23 protein-coding genes and 1 tRNA gene are annotated in these 23,917 nt (G+C 45.6%); 20 read left to right on the top strand and 4 right to left on the bottom strand.

Annotated features, from left to right (window positions below; genetic code table 11):
• The first annotated feature begins 1 nt into the window (after position 1).
• The 8 genes from ACI4J0_RS11890 to ACI4J0_RS11855 all read left to right on the top strand — a co-directional run bounded on the left by ACI4J0_RS11890 (position 2) and on the right by ACI4J0_RS11855 (position 5,871).
• Positions 2–259: a hypothetical protein gene (locus ACI4J0_RS11890; protein WP_439766030.1), complete on the top strand. Its 258-nt coding sequence runs from the start codon at positions 2–4 to the stop codon at positions 257–259.
• Positions 260–284: 25 nt separating this feature from the next.
• On the top strand, positions 285–671 hold the full coding sequence (locus ACI4J0_RS11885; protein ID WP_439766029.1) for a hypothetical protein: 387 nt from the start codon (positions 285–287) through the stop codon (positions 669–671).
• Positions 672–701: 30 nt separating this feature from the next.
• The gene (locus tag ACI4J0_RS11880) at positions 702–1,457 is read left to right on the top strand and encodes a DUF6564 domain-containing protein (RefSeq protein WP_439766028.1); all 756 of its coding nucleotides are present in this window, start codon (positions 702–704) and stop codon (positions 1,455–1,457) included.
• Position 1,458: 1 nt separating this feature from the next.
• The gene (locus ACI4J0_RS11875) at positions 1,459–2,634 is read left to right on the top strand and encodes a saccharopine dehydrogenase NADP-binding domain-containing protein (protein WP_439766027.1); all 1,176 of its coding nucleotides are present in this window, start codon (positions 1,459–1,461) and stop codon (positions 2,632–2,634) included.
• 14 nt (positions 2,635–2,648) lie between these two features.
• Positions 2,649–3,944, top strand: a complete 1,296-nt coding sequence (aepX, locus tag ACI4J0_RS11870; RefSeq protein ID WP_439766026.1) for a phosphoenolpyruvate mutase — start codon at positions 2,649–2,651, stop codon at positions 3,942–3,944.
• Between the two features lie 39 nt (positions 3,945–3,983).
• Positions 3,984–5,108, top strand: coding sequence for a phosphonopyruvate decarboxylase (gene aepY, locus ACI4J0_RS11865; protein WP_439766025.1), 1,125 nt, complete (start codon positions 3,984–3,986; stop codon positions 5,106–5,108).
• A gap of 4 nt (positions 5,109–5,112) precedes the next feature.
• On the top strand, positions 5,113–5,640 hold the full coding sequence (gene lepB, locus ACI4J0_RS11860) for a signal peptidase I (RefSeq protein ID WP_439766024.1): 528 nt from the start codon (positions 5,113–5,115) through the stop codon (positions 5,638–5,640).
• A gap of 148 nt (positions 5,641–5,788) precedes the next feature.
• Positions 5,789–5,871, top strand: a tRNA-Leu gene (locus ACI4J0_RS11855).
• Positions 5,872–5,961: 90 nt separating this feature from the next.
• Here the strand turns inward: ACI4J0_RS11855 and ACI4J0_RS11850 are convergent.
• From ACI4J0_RS11850 to lepA, 4 genes are read right to left on the bottom strand one after another with little or no spacing between them, the layout of a single operon-like run.
• Positions 5,962–7,212 (bottom strand): GDSL-type esterase/lipase family protein, encoded by a 1,251-nt coding sequence (locus ACI4J0_RS11850; RefSeq protein ID WP_439766023.1) that lies wholly within the window; start codon positions 7,210–7,212, stop codon positions 5,962–5,964.
• An 11-nt stretch (positions 7,213–7,223) separates the two neighbouring features.
• The gene (locus ACI4J0_RS11845; RefSeq protein WP_439766022.1) at positions 7,224–7,400 is read right to left on the bottom strand and encodes a hypothetical protein; all 177 of its coding nucleotides are present in this window, start codon (positions 7,398–7,400) and stop codon (positions 7,224–7,226) included.
• Positions 7,401–7,405: 5 nt separating this feature from the next.
• Positions 7,406–8,500 carry a radical SAM family heme chaperone HemW gene (gene hemW, locus ACI4J0_RS11840; protein WP_439766021.1) on the bottom strand — a complete coding sequence of 365 codons (1,095 nt, stop codon included), beginning with the start codon at positions 8,498–8,500 and terminating at the stop codon, positions 7,406–7,408.
• A complete protein-coding gene (gene lepA / locus ACI4J0_RS11835; RefSeq protein WP_439766020.1) occupies positions 8,493–10,301 on the bottom strand; it encodes a translation elongation factor 4 in 1,809 nt (602 codons plus the stop codon). Before lepA ends, hemW begins: the two co-directional genes overlap by 8 nt.
• Before the next feature lie 212 nt (positions 10,302–10,513).
• On the opposite strand from lepA, the gene ACI4J0_RS11830 reads away from it, so the two are divergent.
• The 12 genes from ACI4J0_RS11830 to ACI4J0_RS11775 all read left to right on the top strand — a co-directional run bounded on the left by ACI4J0_RS11830 (position 10,514) and on the right by ACI4J0_RS11775 (position 23,910).
• Positions 10,514–11,341: a hypothetical protein gene (locus tag ACI4J0_RS11830; protein WP_439766019.1), complete on the top strand. Its 828-nt coding sequence runs from the start codon at positions 10,514–10,516 to the stop codon at positions 11,339–11,341.
• A gap of 43 nt (positions 11,342–11,384) precedes the next feature.
• On the top strand, positions 11,385–12,554 hold the full coding sequence (locus tag ACI4J0_RS11825; RefSeq protein ID WP_439766018.1) for a leucine-rich repeat protein: 1,170 nt from the start codon (positions 11,385–11,387) through the stop codon (positions 12,552–12,554).
• A 255-nt stretch (positions 12,555–12,809) separates the two neighbouring features.
• Positions 12,810–13,760: an AAA family ATPase gene (locus ACI4J0_RS11820; protein WP_439766017.1), complete on the top strand. Its 951-nt coding sequence runs from the start codon at positions 12,810–12,812 to the stop codon at positions 13,758–13,760.
• 5 nt (positions 13,761–13,765) lie between these two features.
• Entirely contained in the window at positions 13,766–15,004 is a 1,239-nt protein-coding gene (locus ACI4J0_RS11815; protein ID WP_439766016.1) for a hypothetical protein, read from the top strand.
• Positions 15,001–17,292: a transglutaminase-like domain-containing protein gene (locus ACI4J0_RS11810; protein ID WP_439766015.1), complete on the top strand. Its 2,292-nt coding sequence runs from the start codon at positions 15,001–15,003 to the stop codon at positions 17,290–17,292. The genes ACI4J0_RS11815 and ACI4J0_RS11810 overlap by 4 nt, the downstream gene beginning before the upstream one ends.
• Positions 17,282–18,076, top strand: coding sequence for an SDR family NAD(P)-dependent oxidoreductase (locus tag ACI4J0_RS11805; RefSeq protein WP_439766014.1), 795 nt, complete (start codon positions 17,282–17,284; stop codon positions 18,074–18,076). The genes ACI4J0_RS11810 and ACI4J0_RS11805 overlap by 11 nt, the downstream gene beginning before the upstream one ends.
• 145 nt (positions 18,077–18,221) lie before the next feature.
• Positions 18,222–18,776, top strand: a complete 555-nt coding sequence (locus ACI4J0_RS11800) for an RNA polymerase sigma factor (RefSeq protein WP_439766013.1) — start codon at positions 18,222–18,224, stop codon at positions 18,774–18,776.
• The gene (locus tag ACI4J0_RS11795) at positions 18,776–19,699 is read left to right on the top strand and encodes a hypothetical protein (protein WP_439766012.1); all 924 of its coding nucleotides are present in this window, start codon (positions 18,776–18,778) and stop codon (positions 19,697–19,699) included. Before ACI4J0_RS11800 ends, ACI4J0_RS11795 begins: the two co-directional genes overlap by 1 nt.
• 21 nt (positions 19,700–19,720) lie before the next feature.
• Positions 19,721–21,478, top strand: coding sequence for a vWA domain-containing protein (locus ACI4J0_RS11790; protein WP_439766011.1), 1,758 nt, complete (start codon positions 19,721–19,723; stop codon positions 21,476–21,478).
• 225 nt (positions 21,479–21,703) lie between these two features.
• Positions 21,704–21,934 (top strand): hypothetical protein, encoded by a 231-nt coding sequence (locus ACI4J0_RS11785; RefSeq protein WP_439766010.1) that lies wholly within the window; start codon positions 21,704–21,706, stop codon positions 21,932–21,934.
• Between the two features lie 20 nt (positions 21,935–21,954).
• Positions 21,955–23,049 carry a redox-regulated ATPase YchF gene (gene ychF / locus ACI4J0_RS11780; protein WP_439766009.1) on the top strand — a complete coding sequence of 365 codons (1,095 nt, stop codon included), beginning with the start codon at positions 21,955–21,957 and terminating at the stop codon, positions 23,047–23,049.
• A gap of 159 nt (positions 23,050–23,208) precedes the next feature.
• Positions 23,209–23,910 carry an ABC transporter ATP-binding protein gene (locus tag ACI4J0_RS11775; RefSeq protein WP_439766008.1) on the top strand — a complete coding sequence of 234 codons (702 nt, stop codon included), beginning with the start codon at positions 23,209–23,211 and terminating at the stop codon, positions 23,908–23,910.
• Positions 23,911–23,917: the final 7 nt, after the last annotated feature.

The following is a 23,917-nucleotide window of genomic DNA, read 5'->3' as shown; positions in this document are numbered from 1 at the left end:
CATGAATACGGCAGAGGAGACTTTGCAGACCGTTAAGCGGCAGCTTAACTCTTTTTGGGACGTTTCGGATATTGACGACGCTCAGTTCCTTGAGGATATCAGAGCGGCGATAAAATCTACAACAGACAGCTATGACAGATCAAACAGGATCTATTATCTTAAAACAGGTTTTGATGTGATGAATACTACTGTTTATGCTGTATTTTTATATTACCTTGCACATAGAACAGGCGTTCGGGGGGGTAACCCCATTAGCTGATAAACTCTATTACCTAAATAAAATTATGAACGGGGTAGAGTGGTACTGGAATATTGAGCTGCCCGAGCATTTTATTGTTGAGCATCCGATAGGTTCTGTTCTCGGCAAAGCAAAATTCGGAGATTATTTTTGTATTTATCAGGGAGTTACGGTAGGTGCAAACTTCAAAAACTCCGATTGCATCTGGCCTGAAATAGGCGATAATGTAACTATGTATGCCAATTCGTCTGTTATTGGCAATTGCAGGATCGGCAATAATGTAATTATCGGCGCAAACAGCTTTGTTTTTGATCAGGATGTCCCAGACAACTGTATCGTACTTGGAAGCAGCCCCGATCTGATAATCAAAAGCAGAACGGAAGAAGATATAAAAAGGAGGCTTGTCAGGATCTGGAATTTTGACAAGATATAAAAAACGAAAGTGTGTTTAGGAGATGAAGAGATGAAAACTCTTATCATAACAGTTGCAGGAATGGCTACAAGATTCAGTCAATCTGTCGGTAATGAATGTGTGAAGTGCTTGTATTATGAAAATGATTTTGAAAAATCCATTCTTTACAGACTGCTGAAGAGCAATTATGAGTTTTGCGACAATGTAATTCTTGTAGGTGGCTTCAGGTATGGCGAGCTTCAAAAAGCTGTCGCTGAAAAAATGTCAGGTTTTGATAAAGATATCATTTTGATAAAAAACACACATTTTTCAGATTACGGTTCGGGATACAGTCTGCTGTTGGGGCTGCAAAAGGCTTTTGAGCTTGGTGCTGATGAAATAGTGTTTGCCGAGGGCGATCTTTATGTCAGACCTGAGACATTTGAAAAAGTATGGAGTGCTTTTGGAGATGTTTTAACTGCAAACTGCGAAGCTATATTTGCATCAAAGGCGGTTGCCTTTTATTCAGATGTGAATGGATTTATTCATTATATTTTTGACTCGAATCACGGGGCGTTGGAAATAAAAGAACCGTTTACATCAATACGCAATTCTGCGCAGATATGGAAATTTAAAGATACAGTAAAATTAAATCATATATGCAGCAGTCTGTCTGAAACAGAACAGCAGGGTACCAATCTTGTGATTATTCAGAAATATTTTGAAAACAGAACTGCGGACGATTATGAACTATTGACAGTTCGTGACTGGATAAATTGTAATACCGTTGAGGATTACCGAAATATCAGAAAAATGGAGGAACGCTAAAGTGAAAAGTACAAATGAAAAGCTTAATATAATGAGAGAAGCGCTTAAAAGCAGAAAAGCAAGAGTAATGATCATCGGTCTTGGAAGCGTGGGCAATTATCTTCTTGACTATCTTATGTCAACAGCTGATGAGGATCTGGAGATCTGTGTTGTTGGCAGAAATGATGCGAAGCTGCAGTCCGACGTAAATATCGTAAGAGTTGCTTCAATGATCAGAAGGCAGAATAAAAGCACAGTTTCGGTTATAAGCAATGTGGATCTTACCGATGTGGATGCCATTGCAGAGGCAATAAAAAGCTTCTCACCCGATATTATCGTGAACAGCAGCCGTGCATATCCGGGCTTGAAGTATGGAAGCATTTCCTGGGCAAATATCAGAGCGTATGGTATATGGTCGCCTCTGGCAATAAGATTTACCAAGAATATTATGGCGGCATATGAAAAAGCACAGTCTGACGCTATTGTTATCAATACCTCCTATTCAGACGCAGTAATTCCCTGGCTTAAATCTGCGGGAATGGCATATCCTGATTTCGGAAGCGGAAATATCAATCATCTCCTGCCCAGAATTAAATTTGCAGTGGCAAAGGAATATGATATCAAGGATTATTGGAATATAGATATCACATTTGCAGTAGCACATTTCCACGATGTTGTCATTAGCAAGGAAGGACATACAGAGGGCGTGGATATGCTTATTGATATAAGATACGGCGGAAAAAAGCTTGAGCCGGATATGAAGAAGATACTGTCCGAGTGCAGTATTCCTATGCCTGTTGACGCTAAAAGAAATCAGATGAATGCGTCAAGCAATTTTGAGATAATTGAAGCTATTCTTGGAGCAGTAAGAGCAGGTAAAAAGACAAAGCTTCATTGCCCCGGTGTATTTGGTGAGATCGGTGGGTATCCTGTTATCGTTGACGGCAGTGAAGGAGAAGTTAAGGCATATATATGCGAGGAGCATTTTACTCTTAATGAAATGAGAGCAAAAAACAGAGAGTCCATATATCTTGACGGCGTGGAAAATGTTGAAAACGGCGTGCTGACTTACACAGATGAACTGATTGCCAAGGTCAGAAAGGCATTCGGAGTGGATCTGGTAAAGACAGTTGCTTTTGATGAAATCGACGCAACTGCAGCTTTTATAATCAAAGAGATCATAGAAAAAAATGTCTGACGGGAGAAAAAGCTATGAGTTTTGTATACACGTGTTTTACAACAGATATTATTCACGAAGGTCATCTGAATATAATAAATGAAGCTAAAAAATACGGCGATGTTATAATCGGTGTACTGGCTGATAAGGTAATGGTCAGATTTAACCGCTTTCCCACACTTGAAGAGTCGGAAAGGGTAGAAATGCTCAGAAGCATAGAAGGTATCAGAGACGTTATAATTCAAAAAGACCTTATGTATGATTCTGTTATAGATGATCTGCATCCCGACTATATCATTCACGGGGACAACTGGGTGTCAGGTCCTATGAAAGCAATAAGAGATCACGTGGAAATGCGCCTTAGTGAATACGGCGGAAAGCTTATTGATGTTCCCTATACCTATAATGAAAATGTTAAGCATGCTGACGATAAGATAAAAGAAAAGCTTGCTATGCCCGAGTACCGAAGAAAGCGTCTCAGACAGCTTATCAGGCTTTGCCCTGTGGTCAAGGCCATTGAGGTCCACAGTGGATTGACAGGCCTTATTGCAGAAAAGACCGTTGTCGAAAATAACGGAGAGCTGGATCAATTTGATGCAATGTGGATCAGTTCCCTTTGCGACTCAACTGCAAAGGGAAAGCCTGATATTGAGCTTGTGGATATGACCTCAAGATTCAGAACCATCGATGACGTTATGGAAGTAACCACCAAACCTGTTATCTTTGATGGTGATACAGGCGGACTTATAGAGCATTTTGTCTATACGGTAAGATCCCTTGAAAGAATGGGCGTATCCGCAATTATTATCGAAGATAAAGTCGGACTTAAAAAGAATTCTTTGTTTGGTACAGAGGTCGAACAGACGCAGGATACTATTGAGCATTTTTCCGAGAAGATCAGAGCGGGAAAAAAAGTTCAGCTTACTGATGATTTTATGATAATTGCCCGTATTGAGAGCCTTATACTTGAAAAGGGAATGGAAGATGCACTGACAAGAGCTAAAGCTTTTGTAGAAGCGGGAGCAGACGGAATTATGATACACAGCCGCAAGAAGGATCCTGCCGAGATACTGGAATTTTGCGACAAATTTAGAATGGAGGATAAGGACACTCCCATCGTTGTAGTTCCTTCATCTTTCAATTCAGTTACAGAGGCGGAACTTGCTGAACACGGAGTAAATATTGTCATTTATGCCAATCAGCTTACCAGAAGTGCTTTTCCCGCTATGGAGCAGACAGCTAAGGACATTTTAAAATACCACCGTGCTCTGGAAGTTGATGATAGACTGCTTCCCATCAAGGATATTATTTCTTTGATCGATGAACTGTGACAGCTTTTATATTTCTCAAAAAGGATGGGTGTTTGTTATATGAAGGTTGAAAAGCTTACAGAAATTATTGATTCGGATTTTTACACAGGCGTTCCTGATTCACAGCTGAAAGCGCTTTGCAATTATCTGATGAATAAATATGGTATAGATCCTCAGCATCATATCATTGCTGCAAATGAAGGAAACTGCACTGCGCTTGCCGCAGGATATCATCTTGCAACGGGCAGATTGCCTGTTGTATATATGCAGAACAGCGGAGAGGGAAATATTATCAATCCCGTAGCTTCTCTTCTGAATGATAAGGTATATGCTATCCCTATGATGTTTATCATAGGCTGGAGGGGTGAGCCGGGTGTTCACGACGAGCCTCAGCACATTTATCAGGGGGAAGTGACTATAAAGCTGCTTGAGGATATGGACATAGCTTCCTTTGTCATTGGCAAAGAAACAACCGATGAAGAGGTCGCAGCAGCAATGGAAAATTTCCGAAAACTCCATAAACAAGGAAAGAATACTGCTTTTGTTATCCGAAAGGGCGCACTTTCCTATGATGAAAAAACGGTTTACGGCAATGAGAATAAAATGGTACGTGAAGAGATCATTCGGCACATTGTAAAGGTTTCGGGTGAGGATCCGATAATTTCCACTACAGGAAAAGCAAGCCGTGAGCTTTTTGAAATAAGAGAAGCAAACGGACAAAGCCATAAATATGATTTTCTCACCGTAGGCTCAATGGGACACAGTTCTTCTATTGCATTGGGCGTTGCACTTAATAAGCCCGATACAAAGATATGGTGCATAGACGGCGATGGCGCTGTGCTTATGCATATGGGTTCTATGGCGGTGCTGGGAGCCAATGCGCCGGGAAATATGGTTCATATTGTTATCAACAACGGAGCTCACGAAACTGTGGGAGGAATGCCGACCGTTGCCTCAAAAATCAATCTGACTGCAATTGCCGTAGCCTGCGGATACCCTTATGCTGTTTCTGTGGATAGCTTTGACCTGCTGGATAAAGAGCTTGAAGCTGCTAAATTACGTAACAAATTAAGCTTTATTGAAGTAAAATGTTCTATCGGAGCAAGAGACGATCTGGGCCGCCCGACTACAACAGCGCTTGAAAACAAGCAAAACTTTATGAATTATCTGAAGACATTGAGGTAACCGGATGAAAAAGCCGTTCAGCACATCAGATAAAAAAAGAAAAAAATTTTCAAACAAAGAAAAGTCATTATTAAAATGGCTTTTCTTTGTTTGTGCTGTTTTTTTAGCAGCATGGTATGTATCAACGTTTTGGTATCAGCTTATGCTTATACAGGGCAGCTCAATGGAGCCGTCGTACCGTAATTTACAGCTTGTGGTGCTTGACAAACATTCAAAGGATTATAAAAAAGGGGATGTTATTGCATTTACTTGTGATGAACTATCATCGGTGTTGGTAAAGCGAATAGCGGGCGGTCCCGGAGAAAGTGCGCAGATAATTGACGGTTCGTTATTTATAAATGGTACAGAGTCTGTTTTTTACCATTATCAGAAATTTGATTATGCAGGTATTTTGACAAATGAAGTAAAAACAGGAGAAAATGAATATATTGTCATTGGAGATAATATTTCAGAAAGCATAGACAGCAGGTATGAGCAGGTAAATGTTGTAAATTCGGAAAATATTATCGGTAAAGTGATTATTTTTCCGTGATCAGTCTATTGCTTTCTTCAAAACGATATTGATAAGTATCAATAAAAATCCCAATGAAAAATAAATCGTCATTCATGATATTGAGTGATTTATAAAATAAACGAAAAAAGCTTGACAATCGAAGCGGAATGTGGTAAAATAACCTTATGCGGATATGTCGGAATTGGCAGACGAATCAGACTCAAAATCTGACGGGAAACCGTGTGGGTTCGACCCCCACTATCCGCACCAATCCCACAGCAGAGTTATTTTGCTGTGGGATTTTTTTGTACAAAAAAACTTCCCGCAAATCATATTCACGGGAAGTTTTTAATATGTCAGTTATTCGTTTGACGAGCTTGCAAAGCCTAATATTTCAATAGTTCTGTCTCCGTTTCCTTCGGAAGGAACTATCTCAATATCCATATCCTTAACGCTCTGGAACTTAATGACCTGCTGTGAAAAAGCCTCACCCCAGCCGTCTGACTGATTTGTATTGACAGTTTTCAGCTTTGCGCCGTTCATATAAACATCAAAGCTGCCCATCGTGTCGGAATTGTTACGCTTAAATATAACAAAGAAAGCATTTGCTGTGGTATTAAGCTTCAGCGGTTCGTTGCCGCCCTTATATTTCCAGGAGCAGGGAAATCCCGACGTGCCCGACTGTACCGCTTCGAAGGAGCCTGTCTCGGTAATGACGATCTTGTCGTTTTCCGCTTCGGGAGTTGCAAGAGCCGCATTTTTGTAAGCTGTTCCGAATTTCGGAATATCGGGAAGTGTGTATTCTCCGCTGTCGGCACTGTTTTCGGCAGATGTGAGAAGATTTTCAATAAATTCGCATAAAAGCTTGTGACCATCAGTGTTGGGGTGGGATTTGTCGCCCGAATATTCCTTCCAGGTCATTCGTCCTTCTTCAAATTCGGGAGTGAGAGCGTCTGCCGCCGAAACCATAGGCAGCTCGTAATGCTCACCGATCTCCTTCATATGAGCCTGAGCCGTGTATCCCGACTCGATCACATTAAAAATGAGCACTACAGCAGGAGCATTTTCCTGCTCAAGAACAGTTCTCACCAGCGACTCATAAGACTCCTTTGCAATATCGTCCTGACTGTCATTGACCGCAAATTCCACAAAAACGATATCTGGACTATAGCTCAGCACGTCCCTTTCCAGACGGAGAACTCCAAGATTTGAGGGGGTCCCGCTAAGTCCCGCATTCACGTATTCCACATTGTCACCCGTACCGTAGGTATCTCGGAAAAATTCATATGAAAGCCTTGCATAGCAGCTGTCCGCATTTGCTCCAACGCCCTCGGTAATGGAGCCGCCTATGTATGCCACAGTGGTTTTCTCGCCCGACCGTGCCTGCTCCATTTTAGCCTTTAAACGTGATGTGTTTCCCAGACTGTATAAAGAGCGGTCAACCATTGCCTTGTGAAATTCCTCGGGTGTTTCGGGTGCTTTTGTTGTTTCCGAAACCGACCGGGTCTCCTCAGTCTGTATGCTTTCAGCAGGGGGATTTTCAGTATTTCCGCAGGAAGCAAGCATTATCGCCGACAGCAAAACCGCTGTTGCTGCAATTCTCTTTTTCATATTCAAACTCCTTATTCTCTGAATGAATTATCCACATATTTTTTCGAGCCGATGTAAAGCTGCATAAATTCCATATCGTCAAGAGGCGGATATTTTTCCTGGAACTCCTCAAATGTCATACCGTATTTTTCGCGGTAAAACTCGTCCCGTTTTTCAGCCTCTTCGGGAGTGATACCATTTTTATCCAAATCTCTCACCTTTCTTCCAAAACCTCCGAAAGCCTGCATATTATTTCATTAGACACCAGAAATCCCGTAGGCGTAAGTATTATCCTGTTTCCATTTATTTTCAGAAGCCCGTGTTTTTCCATAGGTACAGCCGCAGCTCTGAGCCTGTCCGCATACTCTCCCGCCCGAGACAGCAAAAAGCCTTCCGAGAGCCGCAATGCAAGCATAAGCCGTTCGGATATTCCGCAGGGAGCATCATCTGTAATGACCTCTTCCTGCTTTTCACTGTTAATAAAGCCCCAAATATCCTTAGGTACGGCAAAACGTTTACCGTCCATACAGGAATGAGCCGACGGACCGATACCAAGATAATCCTCGCACCGCCAATATTTCATATTATGGCGGCACTCATAGCCCTCTTTGGCAAAATTGGATATCTCATATTGCTTATAACCGTTTCTTTCAAGACAATTTACAGCCTCCAGATACATATCAGCAGAAAACTCCTCATCGGCAATATGTGAGATAAGCTCCTGATTTTCCGAAAGGGGAGTGCCGCCTTCGATTTTGAGCATATATGCGGAAATGTGGCGGACACCAAGCTCCGAAAGCCTTGCGATATTTTCCACGACCGTCTCTGTGCGCTGATAAGGCAGCCCAAGCATAAGATCTGCGGAAATATTATCGAAACCTGCTTTGCGAGACGATAAAATTGCATTTTTTGCCTGCGCCGAATTGTGCAGTCTCCCGAGAAATGCAAGCTCACTGTCATCAAGGCTTTGTATACCTATGGAAATGCGGTTTATGCCTGCCGCTTTGAAATCTCTGAGCTTATCCGGATCTGCCGAATCGGGATTTATTTCAGCCGATATTTCCGCTCCCTCGGCAATGTCAGCCGCCGAAAGAATATCGCTTATCTGCCTGCCGCTTAGCAAAGAAGGCGTTCCGCCGCCGAAATAAACGGTGTCGAAGGTACCTCCCGCAAGGCGTATATTCTTAGCCACAGCCTTAACGTATTCGTCGATGATATCATCTTTTCCCGCAAGGGAATAGAAATCACAGTAAACGCATTTTCTGCGGCAGAACGGAATGTGGATATAAAGTCCGATGAGCTTATTCATCGAGCTTAAGCACCGCCATAAACGCCTCCTGAGGCACCTCCACAGTACCCAGCTGGCGCATACGCTTCTTGCCCTCCTTCTGCTTTTCGAGCAGCTTCTTCTTACGTGTTATATCGCCGCCATAGCACTTTGCAAGCACATCTTTGCGCATAGCCTTGACTGTCTCACGGGCAATGACCTTGCCGCCGATAGCTGCCTGGATAGGTACCTCGAAAAGCTGACGGGGAATATTATCCTTGAGCTTTTCGGCGATCTTTCTGGCTCTTGCATATGCCTTGTCCGCATGGATAATAAAGCTGAGCGCGTCCACGATCTCACCGTTAAGCAGCACGTCAAGCTTTACAAGCTTAGAGGGAGCATATCCCATAAATTCGTAGTCAAAAGAAGCATAGCCCCTTGTGCGCGACTTGAGAGCGTCAAAGAAATCGTAAACTATTTCATTGAGGGGCAGCTCATAATGAAGCTCTACTCTCGTCTCGTCAAGATATTTCATATCCTTGAAAATGCCGCGTCTCTCCTGACAAAGGTCCATAATGCTGCCCACATAATCGGAAGGGGAGAGAATTGAAGCCTTGACCATCGGCTCCTCCGCAGAAGAAATAGAAGCGGGGTCGGGGTAATTTGAAGGATTATCGATAAATACAGTCTCTCCGCTTGTGAGAGTTACCTTGTAAATAACCGAAGGAGCGGTAGTCACAAGGTCAAGATTATATTCTCTCTCAAGTCTCTCCTGGATGATCTCCATATGAAGAAGTCCCAGAAATCCGCAGCGGAAGCCAAATCCCAGAGCCGCAGATGTCTCGGGCTCAAAGGAAAGGGAAGCGTCATTGAGCTGCAGCTTTTCAAGAGCTTCTCTCAGGTCGCCGTATTTTGCGCCGTCTGCAGGATAAATACCCGAGAATACCATGGGATTGACCTCTCTGTAGCCGGGAAGCGGCTCATCACATAGGTTTTCGGCGTCTGTAACGGTATCGCCCACCTTTGTGTCGCCAATGCTCTTTATTGAAGCAGCGATGTAGCCGACCTCGCCTGCATGAAGACCTCCTGCGTTCACAAGGTCCACAGCACCCATATAACCTGCCTCAACAACAGTAAATTCGGCACCCGTCGCCATAAGTCTGATAGTCTGACCTGTTTTTACCGTACCGTCAACCACTCTTACATAAATGATAACGCCCTTGTAAGAGTCGTAATAGCTGTCAAAAATAAGAGCCTTGAGCGGGGCGTCGGGGTCTCCCTTGGGAGCAGGAACATCGGTAACAACTCTCTCAAGGACTTCTTTGACATTAGTGCCAAGCTTTGCGGATATTCTCGGCGCGTCCATAGCAGGTATACCGATAACGCTCTCCACCTCAGCGCATACTCTTTCGGGGTCTGCGGAGGGCAGGTCTATCTTGTTCACCACAGGAACTACTTCCAGGTCGTGTTCGATGGCAAGATAAGTGTTAGCCAGAGTCTGAGCCTCAATTCCCTGAGAAGCGTCCACCACCAGAACAGCACCCTCGCAGGCAGCAAGAGAACGTGACACCTCATAGTTGAAGTCAACGTGACCCGGGGTGTCGATAAGGTTAAAAACATATTCTTTTCCGTTGTCGGCAGTATAAAGAAGCCTTACCGCACGTGCCTTGATGGTGATGCCCCTTTCCCTTTCGATATCCATATTGTCAAGGAGCTGATCCTCCATATCTCTGAGCGCCACCGTTGAGGTAAGCTCAAGTATTCTGTCGGCAAGAGTAGATTTACCGTGGTCTATATGGGCAATTATACAGAAATTTCTGATATTATCCTGATTATGATCCAAAAATAACACATCCTCTGAATGAAATTTACTCTTTATTATAACATATTCTTTGTGATTTGTAAAGCGCTGTATCGGTATTTTTCACATTTCGTAACCGAAGCTCTGCAAATTTTTTTCGTCAAATTCGGAAAAAACTATGTACAAATGCAAAAATATATGTTATAATAATGTATAACTATTTGAATTTGATGAAGGGAGCAGCGCAGCTACATATGGACGAACTGAGCGAACTGCTTATTGATAACAAGACCGATGAAAAATTCAACCGTCTTTTCAGAACGGCTCTGAAAAAGAACAGGTTTTCAGTAGAAAAACGAGGCTCGAGAGACTATTATACCGTCACCGACGGCTCATCCTCCTTAGGCTTTGATGTTTCGTCTGAGAAATACGAATATGCCAAGAGCAGGTCGCCCGAGGCGGTCAACAGGCTTATAGAGCGTGTGAGGCGGGATTTTGATATCCTTGAGCGTCTGGTATCCTTTACCAACGGACAGGAATTTATCCGTTTTACCGTAATGCGTGAGGAAGAAATAGGCAGGGATATGATCGCCGATGATTTTATGGGCGGTCTCAAGCGTGTGATCTGTTATACCGGGGATAATGTCCGTTCCAGACTTCTCCCCGAAGAATATATGAAAAAATGGGACGTTCCCCGTGAGGTGCTTTTTTCCGTTGCCGACAGGAATATGTGCAGGCTCCTGAAAAAAACCGAGTATACCGAAAGCTCGGTGGACGGTTCGGGAACTATCAGATGTCTTGATTTCAAGGCAGAGGGCAGCGATTTCACCGTTGCGCTGATGATGTGTTCGGAGTTTCGCAGCTATATTTCCGAGCGTCTGGGACACCGTTTCCTTGTGGCAGCACCCTCGAAGGATACGCTGCTTGCGCTTTCGGACGTGACAAACAACGTGCTTGAGCGCCTGGGAACGGCGATAGTAGGTGAATACCGCTGGGCGCCCCGCCCTCTCACAACGGATATTTTCCATTACAGCTCCTCAGGGATAACTGTAGCAGGGCATTTTTCCGAGGTGGACGGATAATTCGGCAAAGGGCAGTCAATAATATGAAAGGAAATGATTGGCAATGAGAAAAATGAGCGAGCAGAAAAAGAAAAATATAATGCGGATAATAATGCTTGTAATGGCAGTGGTAATGCTTCTGAGCTTTGTAATTCTTCCGCTTACGATCGAAGTTTCTGCCGAAGAAACGGGCGTGTCTGTAACGGTAACAGAATTTGAAACGGGAAAGCTTTCCGAAGCCATTGAAAAGGCAAAGGACGGAGCCGACCTCAATACCATCACAAAGCTTGCCGTAAGCGGAGGAGTGATGAACGCCTCCGACTATTCCGCGGTATGCGGATATCCGAACGTTGAATTTATAGAGCTTGCAGGCTGCGATACCGAAAACGGTGTCATTCCCGAAAATGCGATGCAGTCCAGAAATCAGCTTACTTATATTAGTCTCCCCGCAAATACCGAGACCATAGGCGCAAGGGCTTTTTCGGGAAACCGAAAGCTCCTTAAAATTTCCATTCCCTCGACTCTCCGTGTTATCGGAGATTACGCCTTTGAGGGCTGTGAGAATGTGGAGGAATTTGCCATTCCCGCGGAAGTGACCTCTATCGGTACGGGAGCCTTTTCCGATTGTAAGGCGTTAAAGGCATTTTCCCTTCCCGAAGCAGTTACAGTCATTCCCGATTACTGCTTTAATAAGTGCAGCTTTACCGAAATGCATTTCGGTCCCCAGGTCGAGAAGATAGGAGAGGGCGCATTTTCCGATTGCTACAGCCTTACAGACGTTTATTATTACGGAGAAAAAGCCCCTGCATTAAGCGACAGTTCCTTTCAGAACGTCAAGGTAACTATCCATACCTACGAAAACGGAGAGGGCTTTGACGGACTTGCCAACAATTTCGTTTCCATAGGCTACGACCTCAGTGAGGACAGCGAGTATATCCCTCCTAAATCTGTAGAAACACAGCCTGCGCAGACATCTTCCGAAACCGAGTCTGAAACAGCCGAAGCTGTCTCAGAGACCGAAACAGCCTCAGAAACCGAAGCTGCCGAAACAGAGACTTCTTCTGAAGAAACAGCCATTTCTGAGGAAGCAGCCGAGACAGAGGCAGTGACCGAAGCTGCCCCCGCAGCAGCTCCCGCAGGCTCATTCAGCGGACTTTCCGTGCTGATAATCGCACTGCTCTGTGCTGCTCTTGCAGTTACCGTCACACTTCTTGTTGTAAAGAAAAAGAAATAATAACGTTCAGCAGCCGGATAATCCATATTCTTCCGCTGCTGATTTGCTATGTGCCTAATACTAATCTCTAACCAACCTATAGACAAATACGACAGCTATAACCCAGACACTCGTCGTCAGGTTGCCTTATAAGGCAACACTCCTTTGCAAGGCGGCAAGCCTTGCTGCGGTCGCTTTCCTAGATTGGCTGTGTTCTATCTGCCGTCTTTGTCTACAGAACGATCAGAGATTAGTATAAAAATGGAGGAAAATAAAATGACAGAAAGACCCGCCGATAAAAACGCAGTGATATCTGCGCTCATAGAAAATGTAGAAAAGATAATCGTTGGCAAAAAGCAGTCCATAGAGCTTGTCATAGCCGCAATGCTCACAGGAGGACACGTGCTTATCGAGGACGTTCCGGGAGTGGGAAAGACCCGTCTTGTCTCCTCGGTAGCCCGTTCCTGCGGAGGTACCTTCGGAAGGATACAGATGACTCCTGACGTAATGCCCTCGGATATCACAGGCTTTACCATGATAAATACCGCCACAGGAGCAAACGAGTTCAGAAAGGGAGCTGCCTTCTGCAATTTTCTCCTTGCCGATGAGATCAACCGCGCCTCGCCCAAATCCCAGTCCGCCCTTCTTGAGATAATGGAGGAGGGACAGGTGAGCCTTGACGGTGAGATATACCCATTGCCAAAGCCTTTTATGGTGCTTGCAACCCAAAACCCCGTTGAGACCTACGGCACCTATCACCTTCCCGAAGCCCAGATGGACAGATTTGTAATGAAAATAAGCATGGGCTATCCCGACAGAACGGACGAGCTTTCAATTCTTGAAAGGAACGAAAGCAGCCTTACACCGAAAACTCTTGAGCCTGTCATTACCTGCGAGGATATCCTTTCACTGATGGATAAGGTGAAGCTTGTCCGCTGCAGCGAGAATATAAAAAAATACATTATCGAGCTTGTAAATGCCACAAGAACAGCGGAATATATAAAGCTCGGTGTCAGCCCCAGAGGCAGCATAGCGCTCTATAACACCGCCAAAGCCATGGCAATGATCTCAGGCAGGGGCTATGTTATCCCCGATGATGTAAAGCTTCTTGCTCCATATGTCCTTGCTCACAGGATAATTCTTACTCCCAAGGGCAGATCGGTCTGCGCTACCCCCGAAGGAGCGGTGGCAAAGCTTCTGACCGAGGTGCCCGTACCTGTGGAATAATACCTATGAAGATGAAAATAAATAAGCTGAAGCCCCTTTTGGGCGGACTTGTAAATTATTTTGCCGCAGTGGCGCTGGCGGTCATATTCGCCCTTTTCCTCAGCGGCAGAGTGGGCTGGTTCCTTGTGACAGCTTTTGTTGCCGCACCGGTCATTTCCGTACTTATGACATTGATGTTCGTCCGCAGGATATACGTTTCCTGCGATGCCGACTCGGTGATAATGTGCAAGGGAGACAGCTGCGAACTGACGGTAAACGTCACGAACGGAGTGTTCCTTCCCACCCCCCCTGTGCTTGCGGATATGTCCGACCTGCCTTCCGTAACAGCTTCGGAAAAGCATTACAGCATATCTGTTCTGCCGTTTGATACCGAAAGCTTTACCGTCTGCTATAAGGCTGTAATATGCGGTCCTGCTGTCATCGGCGTGAAAAGTCTCAGAGTTTCCGATTATTTCGGTATATTTTCCTTTGAGATAAAAAGTGCGGATATAAGCGAAATGACCTATACAGTCTCGGTTATCCCGGATATTGTCCGGGTCAACTTCTCAGACCCCGTTGTCTCACGTGCAGCAGAGCTGTCCGCCTTTGCAGATGACAGCGAGGATACAACAGACGCTCCCGCAGGCAAATTCGGAGGCTTTCCCGGCTATGACAGCCGTGAATATGTGCCCGGAGACCCTCTAAAGCGCATAAACTGGAAGCAGTCCGCCAAGCGTGGAAAGCTCCTTGTGAGACTTGACGATGAAACGGTATCCTCCGCAGTCTCCATAGTACTTGACAGCGTATTTGATAAAGAGAGCGTGTTCCTGCCCGCAGTAGCCGCAGAAGGCAGGTTTTTGGGAGCAGAAAACGAAGCGCTCACAGCACTTATGGCTCAGGACGCCATTGAGCATTCCCTCGGAATTACCCGGGCATTTATAATGCAGAATTACTCGGTAAGCTATTTTCTTATGGGCAAAAACGGCTGGGAATGTTTTCCTGCCGCCGATGAAAACGATCTTGCAGCTCTCAGGACAGAGCTTGCCTCCTACAGCTTTTTAAAAACGGGCACACGCTTTCCCGAGGAGGAGCTTAAAAATCAGAAGGGCAGCGTTTCGGTTTTCTGTACGCCATACCTTGACAATGCCCTGAATGAACAGCTTTCATCGGAAGCAGCTGACGGCAGGGGAGCGCTGCAGACTGTCATATATCCCTCCGCCGTTTCACCCCGCGTCAATTCTCCGAAAGGGGGAGAAGCCGAATGAACGGTAAAACTGCCGATTTTTTCAAAAAAAGTCAGCGTGAGATAATCCCCTTTGCTCTGGCAGCTGTTCTGAGCCTTGCGGTGTTCTCGGTGTATTCTGTGCCCCTTTTTTCCCTCTGGACAGCGGGAATACTTCTTGTTACCGCCGTAATGTTCCTTATATGCCGCTTTACCGATAAAAATCATCTGGCAGGCGGCGCAATAATAATCATTCTGGCGATGTTCCTTCTGCGCACCTTTATCATACTTGTTCTGGGAAATGACTGGGGAACAGGCTTTCAGCAATGGTTCCTGACAGGCGCTGAAAAGGCGGAAACGCAGTTTGATTATCTTCTTGCCCTGCTCATAAGCTTTGTTCCGTTTTTTGCGTTAACGGTCTACTATTTTTCCTGCGTCCTTTACCGAATGTCCTTTCTGACCCTTGTGAGTCTTATTCCCTGCGCACTTTCCGTAAAGGTCCTGACGGAGATAAACAACGTGTATGTGGCACTCATAGCAATGCTGAACATCGCCGTCCTTATGACTGCCCTGCGCACAGATAAAAACAAGGAACGTGTGACCGCCGGACGGACAGCCGCAGTTTTTTCCGCCTGCGTTTTCGGCTTTGTGCTCCTTGTATTTTCCGCATTTTTTCCCAAGGAAGACGAAGCACGTTATTATGACCAATTTGAAAGACTGTTTATGAACAGCGAAAATAATTCGCCGCTTTCAGATTATTCAATGTTCAGCGAATTTTCGGGCGGACCGGATCTTTTCAGAAATTTCTCCAATAAATACCTTTATATGCTTTACGGCAATGATCTTCCCTATTTCAAGCGTCAGACCTTCGATCTGTATGATTTTGAAAATCTGCGCTGGTACAGCGATGAATACTATTCAGAACCCTATTATCTGAATGACGAGTGGGCTGAAGAACATCGCAGGCTAAGTCTCCAGAAGCTTAAAGAAGGCATATCCGCCGCCGAAGGATACTCTCCGGGATTTGTATCCGAGTACGGACTTTCGGAGCTGTCAGAGTATGAGGGCTTTACGGAAGAGCTGAAAGTGGTAAATATCATTCCCGAGAATTTCGGAGCGGTATATTACATTGCTCCCGCCAGAGCGGTAAAGGTACTTCCCTCGTCAGACAGCAGCGTGATATACGTCACCCGAGGAGGAGTTTTCAGAAACAAACTGCTGCCTCATGACCCGCAGCTCATATATCAGGTGCTGTACTACGATGAATTTTACCCGAGATACTTCTGGCTGGAGCTTGGGGGAGCAGATTTCTCCAATGAAAAATGCGAAGAAATGCTCACAAAGCTTTGCGGCATATTAAGCGAAAATAACGACCCGCTTTACGAAAATGCCGCCGCATTTCTTGATGCTCACAGCGAAGCAATGACCTATCGCACACCCGAATACGAGGAAAACTGTGATAGGATACCCTCGGAAATAAAGGCACTTGCCGAGCAGATAACCGCAGGACTTACCTACGACTGGCAGAAAGCAGAGGCTCTCCAGAGCTATTTCACAGATAACGGATATGTCTATGACCTGAACTATATCCCCCCTGACCCGAGCGTAGAATATTTCCTATTTGAGAGCAAGCGCGGAAGCTGTACTCATTATGCCACAGCCTATGTCCTTATGGCTCGTTCACTGGGACTTACCGCCCGTTATACCGAAGGCTATTCACCCGATATCACAAGCAGAGAGAATGTATTTTCCGTTAAGGACAGTTCATCTCACGCATACCCCGAGGTATATATACAGAATATGGGCTGGATAGTCTTTGAACCGACTGTAGCCTCCGATTACAATCGTCTTGCCTCCGACAATACAAACGCAGGCTTTGACTTAAAGATAGATTACAGTCTTGTTTTCGTGATCTGCGTGATATCGGGAGCCGTTCTCGTTATTGCTCTTATTGTGATATTCACAATACCTGCGGTTTTAGAAAAAAGGTTTGTCCGAAAGGTGACCGCAATGCCGCCCGGAGAATGTATAAAGCAGGTATATCTAAGAATATCCCGAAAGACCGCCGCAGCAGTAATAAAGCGGGCAGAGGCGCTTACCCCCTTTGAGCTGGCTTTGACGCTTGAAAAGCTGACAGGCTGTGAAACGAATGACTTTGCCTACATCGCAGAAAAGGCTCTTTTTGACGGGACCGCCGATGATACGGGAAAGCAGAAAGCCTGCAAGGCATATACCGATATACGTGAAGCAGTAAAAAATTATGTTAAGGAGCAGAAAAAGCTCAGACGAAAAAAGTATAAAATGAAAGGAAAATCTCAAAATGAAAAATGATTTCTGGGATCCCTCAAAGGAGCACTGCGCCGTAATAACAGGCGCAAGCTCGGGGATAGGAGCGGAATTTGCAAGACTCCTCGGAGCCATGGGCTGCTTTCTCGTACTGTCTGGCAGAAACGAGGAGGCGCTTAACAAGCTCCGAAAGGAGATAGGAAAGGATAACTGTGTAGTTATCCCCGCCGACCTTTCCGACCCCAAAAGCTGTATCGACCTATATGCAAAGTCGAAAAAATACAGCCCCGATATCCTCATAAATAACGCAGGCTTCGGACTTTACGGGGAATTTACCGAGACCTCCCTCTCAAAGGAGCTTGAAATGATAGACGTGAACGTAAAAGCCGTCCATATCCTTTTCAAGCTGTTCTTAAAGGACTTTACAAAGAATAACAGAGGATATATCCTAAACGTTGCCTCCACCGCAGGACTTCTCCCGGGACCCCTTATGAGCACCTACTACTCCACCAAAAGCTATGTGATAAGGCAGACCCAGGCGGTCTATGAGGAGCTCAGAAGAAGGAAAAGCGCAGTTCACGTGTCCGTCCTATGTCCGGGACCAGTAAGCACCGAGTTTAATACCCGTGCAGGCATAGAAGGCTTTATGAAGGGCATAACTCCAAGGTACTGCGCCGCATACACTCTCAGTAAAATGAAGCAGAACAAGCTGATGATAATACCCACAGCAAAAATGCAGCTTGCGACAGCAGCAGTAAAAATAGCGCCCATATGCCTTGCCTGCGCCGTTTCCTACACTCTCCAGAGTGGCAAGAAGCGTATAGAATAGACCCTTATATACCGCAAAGAGCGACCCCTTTGCGGTATATTTTTGAGATGAAGCTTTGTTCATAAAATATTTACATAAAAACGCCATAAAATCAGCCTATCCAAAACGTATAAGAATATGAAAACGGTCAGACGGGGTGAAGTAAATGACTGAAAGCAGTTTTGCGGAAAATGCCGCACTCATAAAACAGGGCGATATGCAGGGACTGAAGGCGATATACGAGGAATACGGAAAAATGATATATTCCTCGGTGCTGAGAATATGCCGCGACCCTCATACAGCAGAAGACGTTACCTCCGAGTTCTTTCTGAAGCTGAAAACAGCAGCGTCAGTTTACAAAGAGGGACTCGGACACAAAAAATGGCTGCTCATATCTGCGAGAAATCTCACTTTTGATATTCTTCGCAGGCAGCGCAGGGAAATACCCTCAAGCGTCACAGGCGGGGACGAAGAAAGTCACCCCCTTTCGGAAATACCCGACAGCACAGACGCGGAGGAAACGGTAACGTCCAATGTGACCGCAGAGCAGCTGCTCCGGGAGCTCAGCGAGGAGCAGCGAAGTGTGGTACACCTGAAGATCTACTGCGGGCTGACGTTTGCTGAAATAGCGGACGTGCTGCACATACCCGCAGGAACAGCGGCATGGCGCTACAGTCAGGGTATAAAGAAACTCAGAAAGCTTTATGAGGAGGTGCACTGATGAATAAAGATTTCGAAAAGGACTACATAAATTCGGTTGATTCATCAGCCCCCGATATGGAAAAGCTCTGGGAAAGAATATCCTCTTCCGAGTCTGCAGATACGGACATCACCCCCTTCGTGTCCGCAGCCAATGAATGCAGGAAAATATCTCCCATCCGCAACAACACTTTCAGAGCCTTTGCCGCCGCCGCAGCCGTTTTCATTGCAGTAATATGCGCCGTTTCGGTCATATCCGACAATGACATTGCCCTATCCGAGAGCGGAAATGCTGCTTATTTCGATGAAGCGGAAGACTATGACTATGCAGCCGAAGAAGCCGCGGAAAATGAAGCAGCTCCTTCCGTCAGCTCCTCAATGGGCTGGGAATACAGCGACCGTCTCGAAGCTTCGGAGAATTTAAGCTATCTTTCCCTGAACCTTGCCGACACCGAAAGCAGTATCTATACTGCCCTGTCCCGCAATACCGACGATGAGGAATATTTCGTGGAGGACAACGTCCTTTCCGAGACCGACTTTTTCCTTGACGGCAAGGTTATATCCGAGGAGCCTGTAGGTGACGGCGGAATAAAGTACACCGTTCTGGTGATACACGCCGTTTCCGAGGACAGCAGGGATTTTTCCGAGACCGAGGAGGTATATTCATACTCTCCGTACGCTCTCAGAACAGGCAGGGAATATCTCCTTCCCATAAGCGAGGAAAACGGACGGTACACAGTCATATTCGACAACGCACCTCAGATCGAATTTACTCTTGACAGACAGCTTGTCTGCCACAACGGCTGGAAGACCCTTACCGAAAACGGCGTATATCTTGAATATCCGCAGGCTTATCCCGATGATTTCTTTTATGACCGAATGAATCTTGCCGCCGAAAGCTCTCTTGAAAACCTTTTTGATAAGTGGGAGAGTTTAAAGGCATAATTTCCGAAAGGATCTGATCTTATGACAACAAAAAGAACAAAGCTTATCCGAATGATATCCGCACTTACCGCCATTTCTCTCATTACCGCCTGCGGAGGCGCTTCCGATATGGAAACAGCTTCCGGCGATTCGGGAATGACAAAGCTATATCCGGAGACTAATGACGGAGCCTATGAGACCTATCCCCAGACCACTGCCGCTAATAACGCAGTTTATGAGACTAGTCCGATCCATCAAGCGATCCAAGGCGACGCTTATGAAGAAGCTCCCAATGCAGAAGAAGCTTATGTTTATGAAAAATGTTTCGATGAAGCAGCACCTGCGGCAGATGACAGCTTCTATACATTTCCCGAGGAATACAACACCGAGGAATATAACTACATAGAGGAAAACGGCTATACAGCAGTATCCTCCGCACCTCTCTCCACCTTCTCCGCCGATGTTGACACCGCCTCCTACACCAATATCCGCCGAATGATATACGACGGCTATGACGTCCCCCCCGAGGCAGTGCGTATCGAAGAGATGATAAACTACTTTGACTATCATTACTCCGACCCCGACGAAAACGAGCCCTTTGCCGTTCATGCCGAGCTTTCCGACTGCCCCTGGAATAAGGATACAGAACTGCTTATGATAGGCATAAACACCAAAAGCACAGACGCACTTCTTGATGACAGAGAACCTATGAATTTGGTATTCCTCATCGACGTCAGCGGCTCGATGTACAGCGAAGATAAGCTGCCCCTTGTTCAGAAGTCCTTCTCAATGCTCACCGATAATTTAAACTCCCGTGACAGGATATCCATCGTCACCTATGCAGGCTCAGACGAGGTAGTCCTCGAAGGAGCGGACGGAAATGACAGGGAACGGGTCCTTGATGCAATAAACAGCCTTGAAGCAGGAGGCTCCACCGCAGGAGCCGCAGGCATAAACACCGCCTATGAGATAGCCGAGAAATATTTCATAAAGGGCGGCAACAACAGAGTGATACTCGCCACCGACGGCGATCTTAACGTTGGACTTTCCTCCGAATCCGAGCTTACCCAGCTTATCGAGGAGAAGCGTGAAAGCGGCGTGTTCCTCTCCGTTTTAGGCTTCGGCACGGGAAATCTCAAGGACAATAAGCTTGAAGCCCTCGCCGACCACGGCAACGGAAATTATTCCTATATCGACAGCGAAAGAGAAGCCCGGAAGGTGCTTGTTGACGAAATGAGCGGCACCCTCTACACCGCCGCCAAGGACGTAAAATTCCAGCTTGAGTTCAATCCCGCAAATATCAAGGGCTACCGTCTCATAGGCTATGAGAACCGAACAATGGCAGCCGAGGATTTTAACGATGACACCAAGGATGCAGGCGAAATAGGCGCAGGCCACAGCGTGACCGTTCTTTATGAGCTTGTCCCCGTTGACAGCCCTATGGAAATAGGCTCCGAACTGAAATATTCCGAAAATCAAGGAAGCAAAAAAATGGGCAATGAGCTTCTCACCGTAAATATCCGCTATAAAGAGCCCGAGGGCAGCGAAAGCAAGCTTCTTTCCTATCCCGTTGAGCGCTCTCTCTACAGCAAAACGAAATCGGAGAATATGACCTTTGCCGCCGCAGTTGCTGAATTCGGAATGCTGCTCAGAAACAGCCGCTATATAGGCGATATCACCTATTCAAACATCGCTACCCAGCTTTCCGAGTACGACTATCATTCCGATGAGTTCAAGGACGAGTTTGTTTACCTTGTAAACACAATGAAGCGCAGAGCGGTAAATTCTTACAATGATTAAATTATAGCACAACTGTGCCAAATACCAATGTGCAATCAGAACAAATTTTCCAAAAATCTTTTGTATAAAACAAACGGGCTGACTAAAAACAGCCCGTTGTCTTTAATATACGCTGCAAAAAAATTCAACTTATTGAAAATGAAAAAATCTATTGCAATTTCCGCAGAAATGGTATATAATAATATTAAACGCTGATTTTGCACATATGAAAGGTGGCTGTTAAAAATGATAGAAGAGATCATTGCAACTGTGGGAAAATATGCCGATGAAAAGGTGAAGATATCAAAAGGACTGCTTATTCTTCTGACAGTAGGAGCTTTTGTTGTGGGAATACTCACAGGCACCGCCGTAACAAAGCTTGTTTCGCATAAAAAGGCTGTCTGCAGATGCTCCTCAGACGAGGACTTTGACGCAGACGAGTATGTACGCAATCTCAGCTTTGACGACGAAGAATAAATGCAAAGGAAATCGGTAATATGAAATTAGGTATGGTTGGTCTTCCGAATGTCGGAAAAAGTACGCTTTTTAATGCTCTTACAAACGCAGGCGCAGAGTCGGCAAATTACCCGTTCTGCACTATCGAGCCTAACGTGGGAATAGTTTCTGTTCCCGACAGCAGGCTGGACAAGCTCAGAGAGATGTACGAGCCCGATAAATTCACCCCTGCGACTCTGGAATTTGTTGACATCGCAGGTCTTGTAAAGGGCGCTTCAAAGGGCGAGGGACTGGGCAACAAGTTCCTGGCAAATATCCGTGAGGTGGACGCTATAGTTCACGTTGTCCGCTGCTTCGAGGACCAGAATATAATCCACGTTGACGGCAATATCGACCCTCAGAGGGATATCGAGACTATCGATCTGGAGCTTATATTCTCGGATATAGAGCTTCTTGAAAGGCGTATCGACCGCACAAAAAAGCTTATCAAGGGCGATAAGAAATACCAGATAGAGCTGGACTTCCTTGAGGAGCTGAAGGCTCATCTTGAGGAGGGTCATTCCGCCCGTTCCTTCGGATTTACCGAGGAGCAGAACGAAATAATAAAGACAACTCCGCTGCTGTCCGCAAAGCCTGTTATCTATGCGGCAAATCTCAGTGAGGAGGACTTCAAGAATAATATCGAGACCTCCGAGCATTACAAGACCGTATGTGATATCGCAAAGCGTGAAAATGCGGCTGTGCTTCCCATCTGCGCTCAGCTTGAGGCTGAGATATCCGATATGAGTGATGAGGATAAGGAAATGTTCCTTTCCGAGCTTGGTCTTGAGGTGTCGGGTCTTGACCGTATCATCAAGGAGGGCTATTCTCTTCTCGGACTTATTTCCTACTTGACAGCAGGCAAGCCCGAGGTAAGAGCCTGGACTATAACTAAGGGCACAAAGGCTCCTCAGGCTGCGGGAAAGATACATACAGACTTTGAAAAGGGCTTTATCAGAGCGGAGGTCGTTTCCTTTGACGACCTTATGTCCTGCGGCTCAATGGCAGCCGCAAAGGAAAAGGGACTTGTACGTTCCGAGGGCAAGGAATACGTTATGCAGGACGGGGATATAGTCCTGTTCAGATTTAACGTATAAATGCCAATTTATGCAGATTTAACGGGGTATATTTCCTAAGAAATATGCTCCGTTTTTGTATTATTTGTTAGTTTTGTCAATTTAAAAAAATATACAAGTGTGATATAATTATTTTGGTAAACTTTACAAAATTTTTGTCGGGTTAGGATGGTAAAAACAATGAGCTTTGTTTCACTGAAAAATGTTTACAAGCGATATAAAATGGGCGAGGTGACCATAACTGCCTCGGACGGAGTTTCCTTTGATATCGAAAAAGGTGAGTTTGTTGTTATCACAGGAGCCAGCGGCGCGGGAAAGACAACCGTTTTAAACCTTTTGGGCGGTATGGACGTCTGTGACGAGGGCGAGATAATCGTTGACGGAAACGACATTGCAAAATACAAGCCGAAGGAGCTCACAGCCTACAGAAGATTTGATATAGGCTTTGTGTTCCAGTTTTATAATCTGGTACAGAATCTGACTGCCCTTGAGAATGTTGAGCTTGCCGCACAGATATGCAGAGAGAGCAGAGACGCCGCCGAAGTGCTCAGTCAGGTGGGTCTTGCGGATAGAATGAACAATTTCCCTGCACAGCTTTCGGGCGGAGAGCAGCAGAGAGTTTCCATCGCAAGAGCACTTGCAAAATCCCCGAAGCTCCTGCTCTGCGACGAGCCTACAGGAGCACTCGATTACAATACGGGCAAGACCATTCTCAAGCTCCTGCAGGATACCTGCCGTGAAAAGGGAATGACAGTTGTGGTCATCACCCATAATCAGGCAATAACCCCTATGGCAGACCGCGTTATCAAGATAAAAAACAGCAAGGTCGCAAAAATATCTCTTAATCCCAATCCCACACCCGTTGAAAATATAGAATGGTAGGTCGGCG

Source organism: Huintestinicola sp., assembly GCF_051882455.1.
Taxonomy (GTDB): Bacteria; Bacillota; Clostridia; order Oscillospirales; family Ruminococcaceae; genus Huintestinicola.
The sequence above is the reverse complement of the archived record's forward strand: the minus strand, read 5'-3'. Positions and strand labels throughout refer to the sequence as shown.

What these genes read in the sequence shown, in the direction of transcription:
- ACI4J0_RS11785 (WP_439766010.1), top strand. Translation starts at nt 21,704, where the DNA reads ATGATAGAAGAGATCATTGCAACTGTGGGAAAATATGCCGATGAAAAG.
- ACI4J0_RS11885 (WP_439766029.1), top strand. Translation starts at nt 285, where the DNA reads ATGAACGGGGTAGAGTGGTACTGGAATATTGAGCTGCCCGAGCATTTT.
- ACI4J0_RS11850 (WP_439766023.1), bottom strand. Translation starts at nt 7,212, where the DNA reads ATGAAAAAGAGAATTGCAGCAACAGCGGTTTTGCTGTCGGCGATAATG.
- hemW (WP_439766021.1), bottom strand. Translation starts at nt 8,500, where the DNA reads ATGAATAAGCTCATCGGACTTTATATCCACATTCCGTTCTGCCGCAGA.
- ACI4J0_RS11830 (WP_439766019.1), top strand. Translation starts at nt 10,514, where the DNA reads ATGGACGAACTGAGCGAACTGCTTATTGATAACAAGACCGATGAAAAA.
- ACI4J0_RS11820 (WP_439766017.1), top strand. Translation starts at nt 12,810, where the DNA reads ATGACAGAAAGACCCGCCGATAAAAACGCAGTGATATCTGCGCTCATA.
- ACI4J0_RS11805 (WP_439766014.1), top strand. Translation starts at nt 17,282, where the DNA reads ATGAAAAATGATTTCTGGGATCCCTCAAAGGAGCACTGCGCCGTAATA.
- ACI4J0_RS11890 (WP_439766030.1), top strand. Translation starts at nt 2, where the DNA reads ATGAATACGGCAGAGGAGACTTTGCAGACCGTTAAGCGGCAGCTTAAC.
- ychF (WP_439766009.1), top strand. Translation starts at nt 21,955, where the DNA reads ATGAAATTAGGTATGGTTGGTCTTCCGAATGTCGGAAAAAGTACGCTT.
- ACI4J0_RS11825 (WP_439766018.1), top strand. Translation starts at nt 11,385, where the DNA reads ATGAGAAAAATGAGCGAGCAGAAAAAGAAAAATATAATGCGGATAATA.
- ACI4J0_RS11810 (WP_439766015.1), top strand. Translation starts at nt 15,001, where the DNA reads ATGAACGGTAAAACTGCCGATTTTTTCAAAAAAAGTCAGCGTGAGATA.
- ACI4J0_RS11775 (WP_439766008.1), top strand. Translation starts at nt 23,209, where the DNA reads ATGAGCTTTGTTTCACTGAAAAATGTTTACAAGCGATATAAAATGGGC.
- ACI4J0_RS11800 (WP_439766013.1), top strand. Translation starts at nt 18,222, where the DNA reads ATGACTGAAAGCAGTTTTGCGGAAAATGCCGCACTCATAAAACAGGGC.
- lepB (WP_439766024.1), top strand. Translation starts at nt 5,113, where the DNA reads ATGAAAAAGCCGTTCAGCACATCAGATAAAAAAAGAAAAAAATTTTCA.
- ACI4J0_RS11880 (WP_439766028.1), top strand. Translation starts at nt 702, where the DNA reads ATGAAAACTCTTATCATAACAGTTGCAGGAATGGCTACAAGATTCAGT.
- aepY (WP_439766025.1), top strand. Translation starts at nt 3,984, where the DNA reads ATGAAGGTTGAAAAGCTTACAGAAATTATTGATTCGGATTTTTACACA.
- aepX (WP_439766026.1), top strand. Translation starts at nt 2,649, where the DNA reads ATGAGTTTTGTATACACGTGTTTTACAACAGATATTATTCACGAAGGT.
- ACI4J0_RS11790 (WP_439766011.1), top strand. Translation starts at nt 19,721, where the DNA reads ATGACAACAAAAAGAACAAAGCTTATCCGAATGATATCCGCACTTACC.
- ACI4J0_RS11815 (WP_439766016.1), top strand. Translation starts at nt 13,766, where the DNA reads ATGAAGATGAAAATAAATAAGCTGAAGCCCCTTTTGGGCGGACTTGTA.
- ACI4J0_RS11795 (WP_439766012.1), top strand. Translation starts at nt 18,776, where the DNA reads ATGAATAAAGATTTCGAAAAGGACTACATAAATTCGGTTGATTCATCA.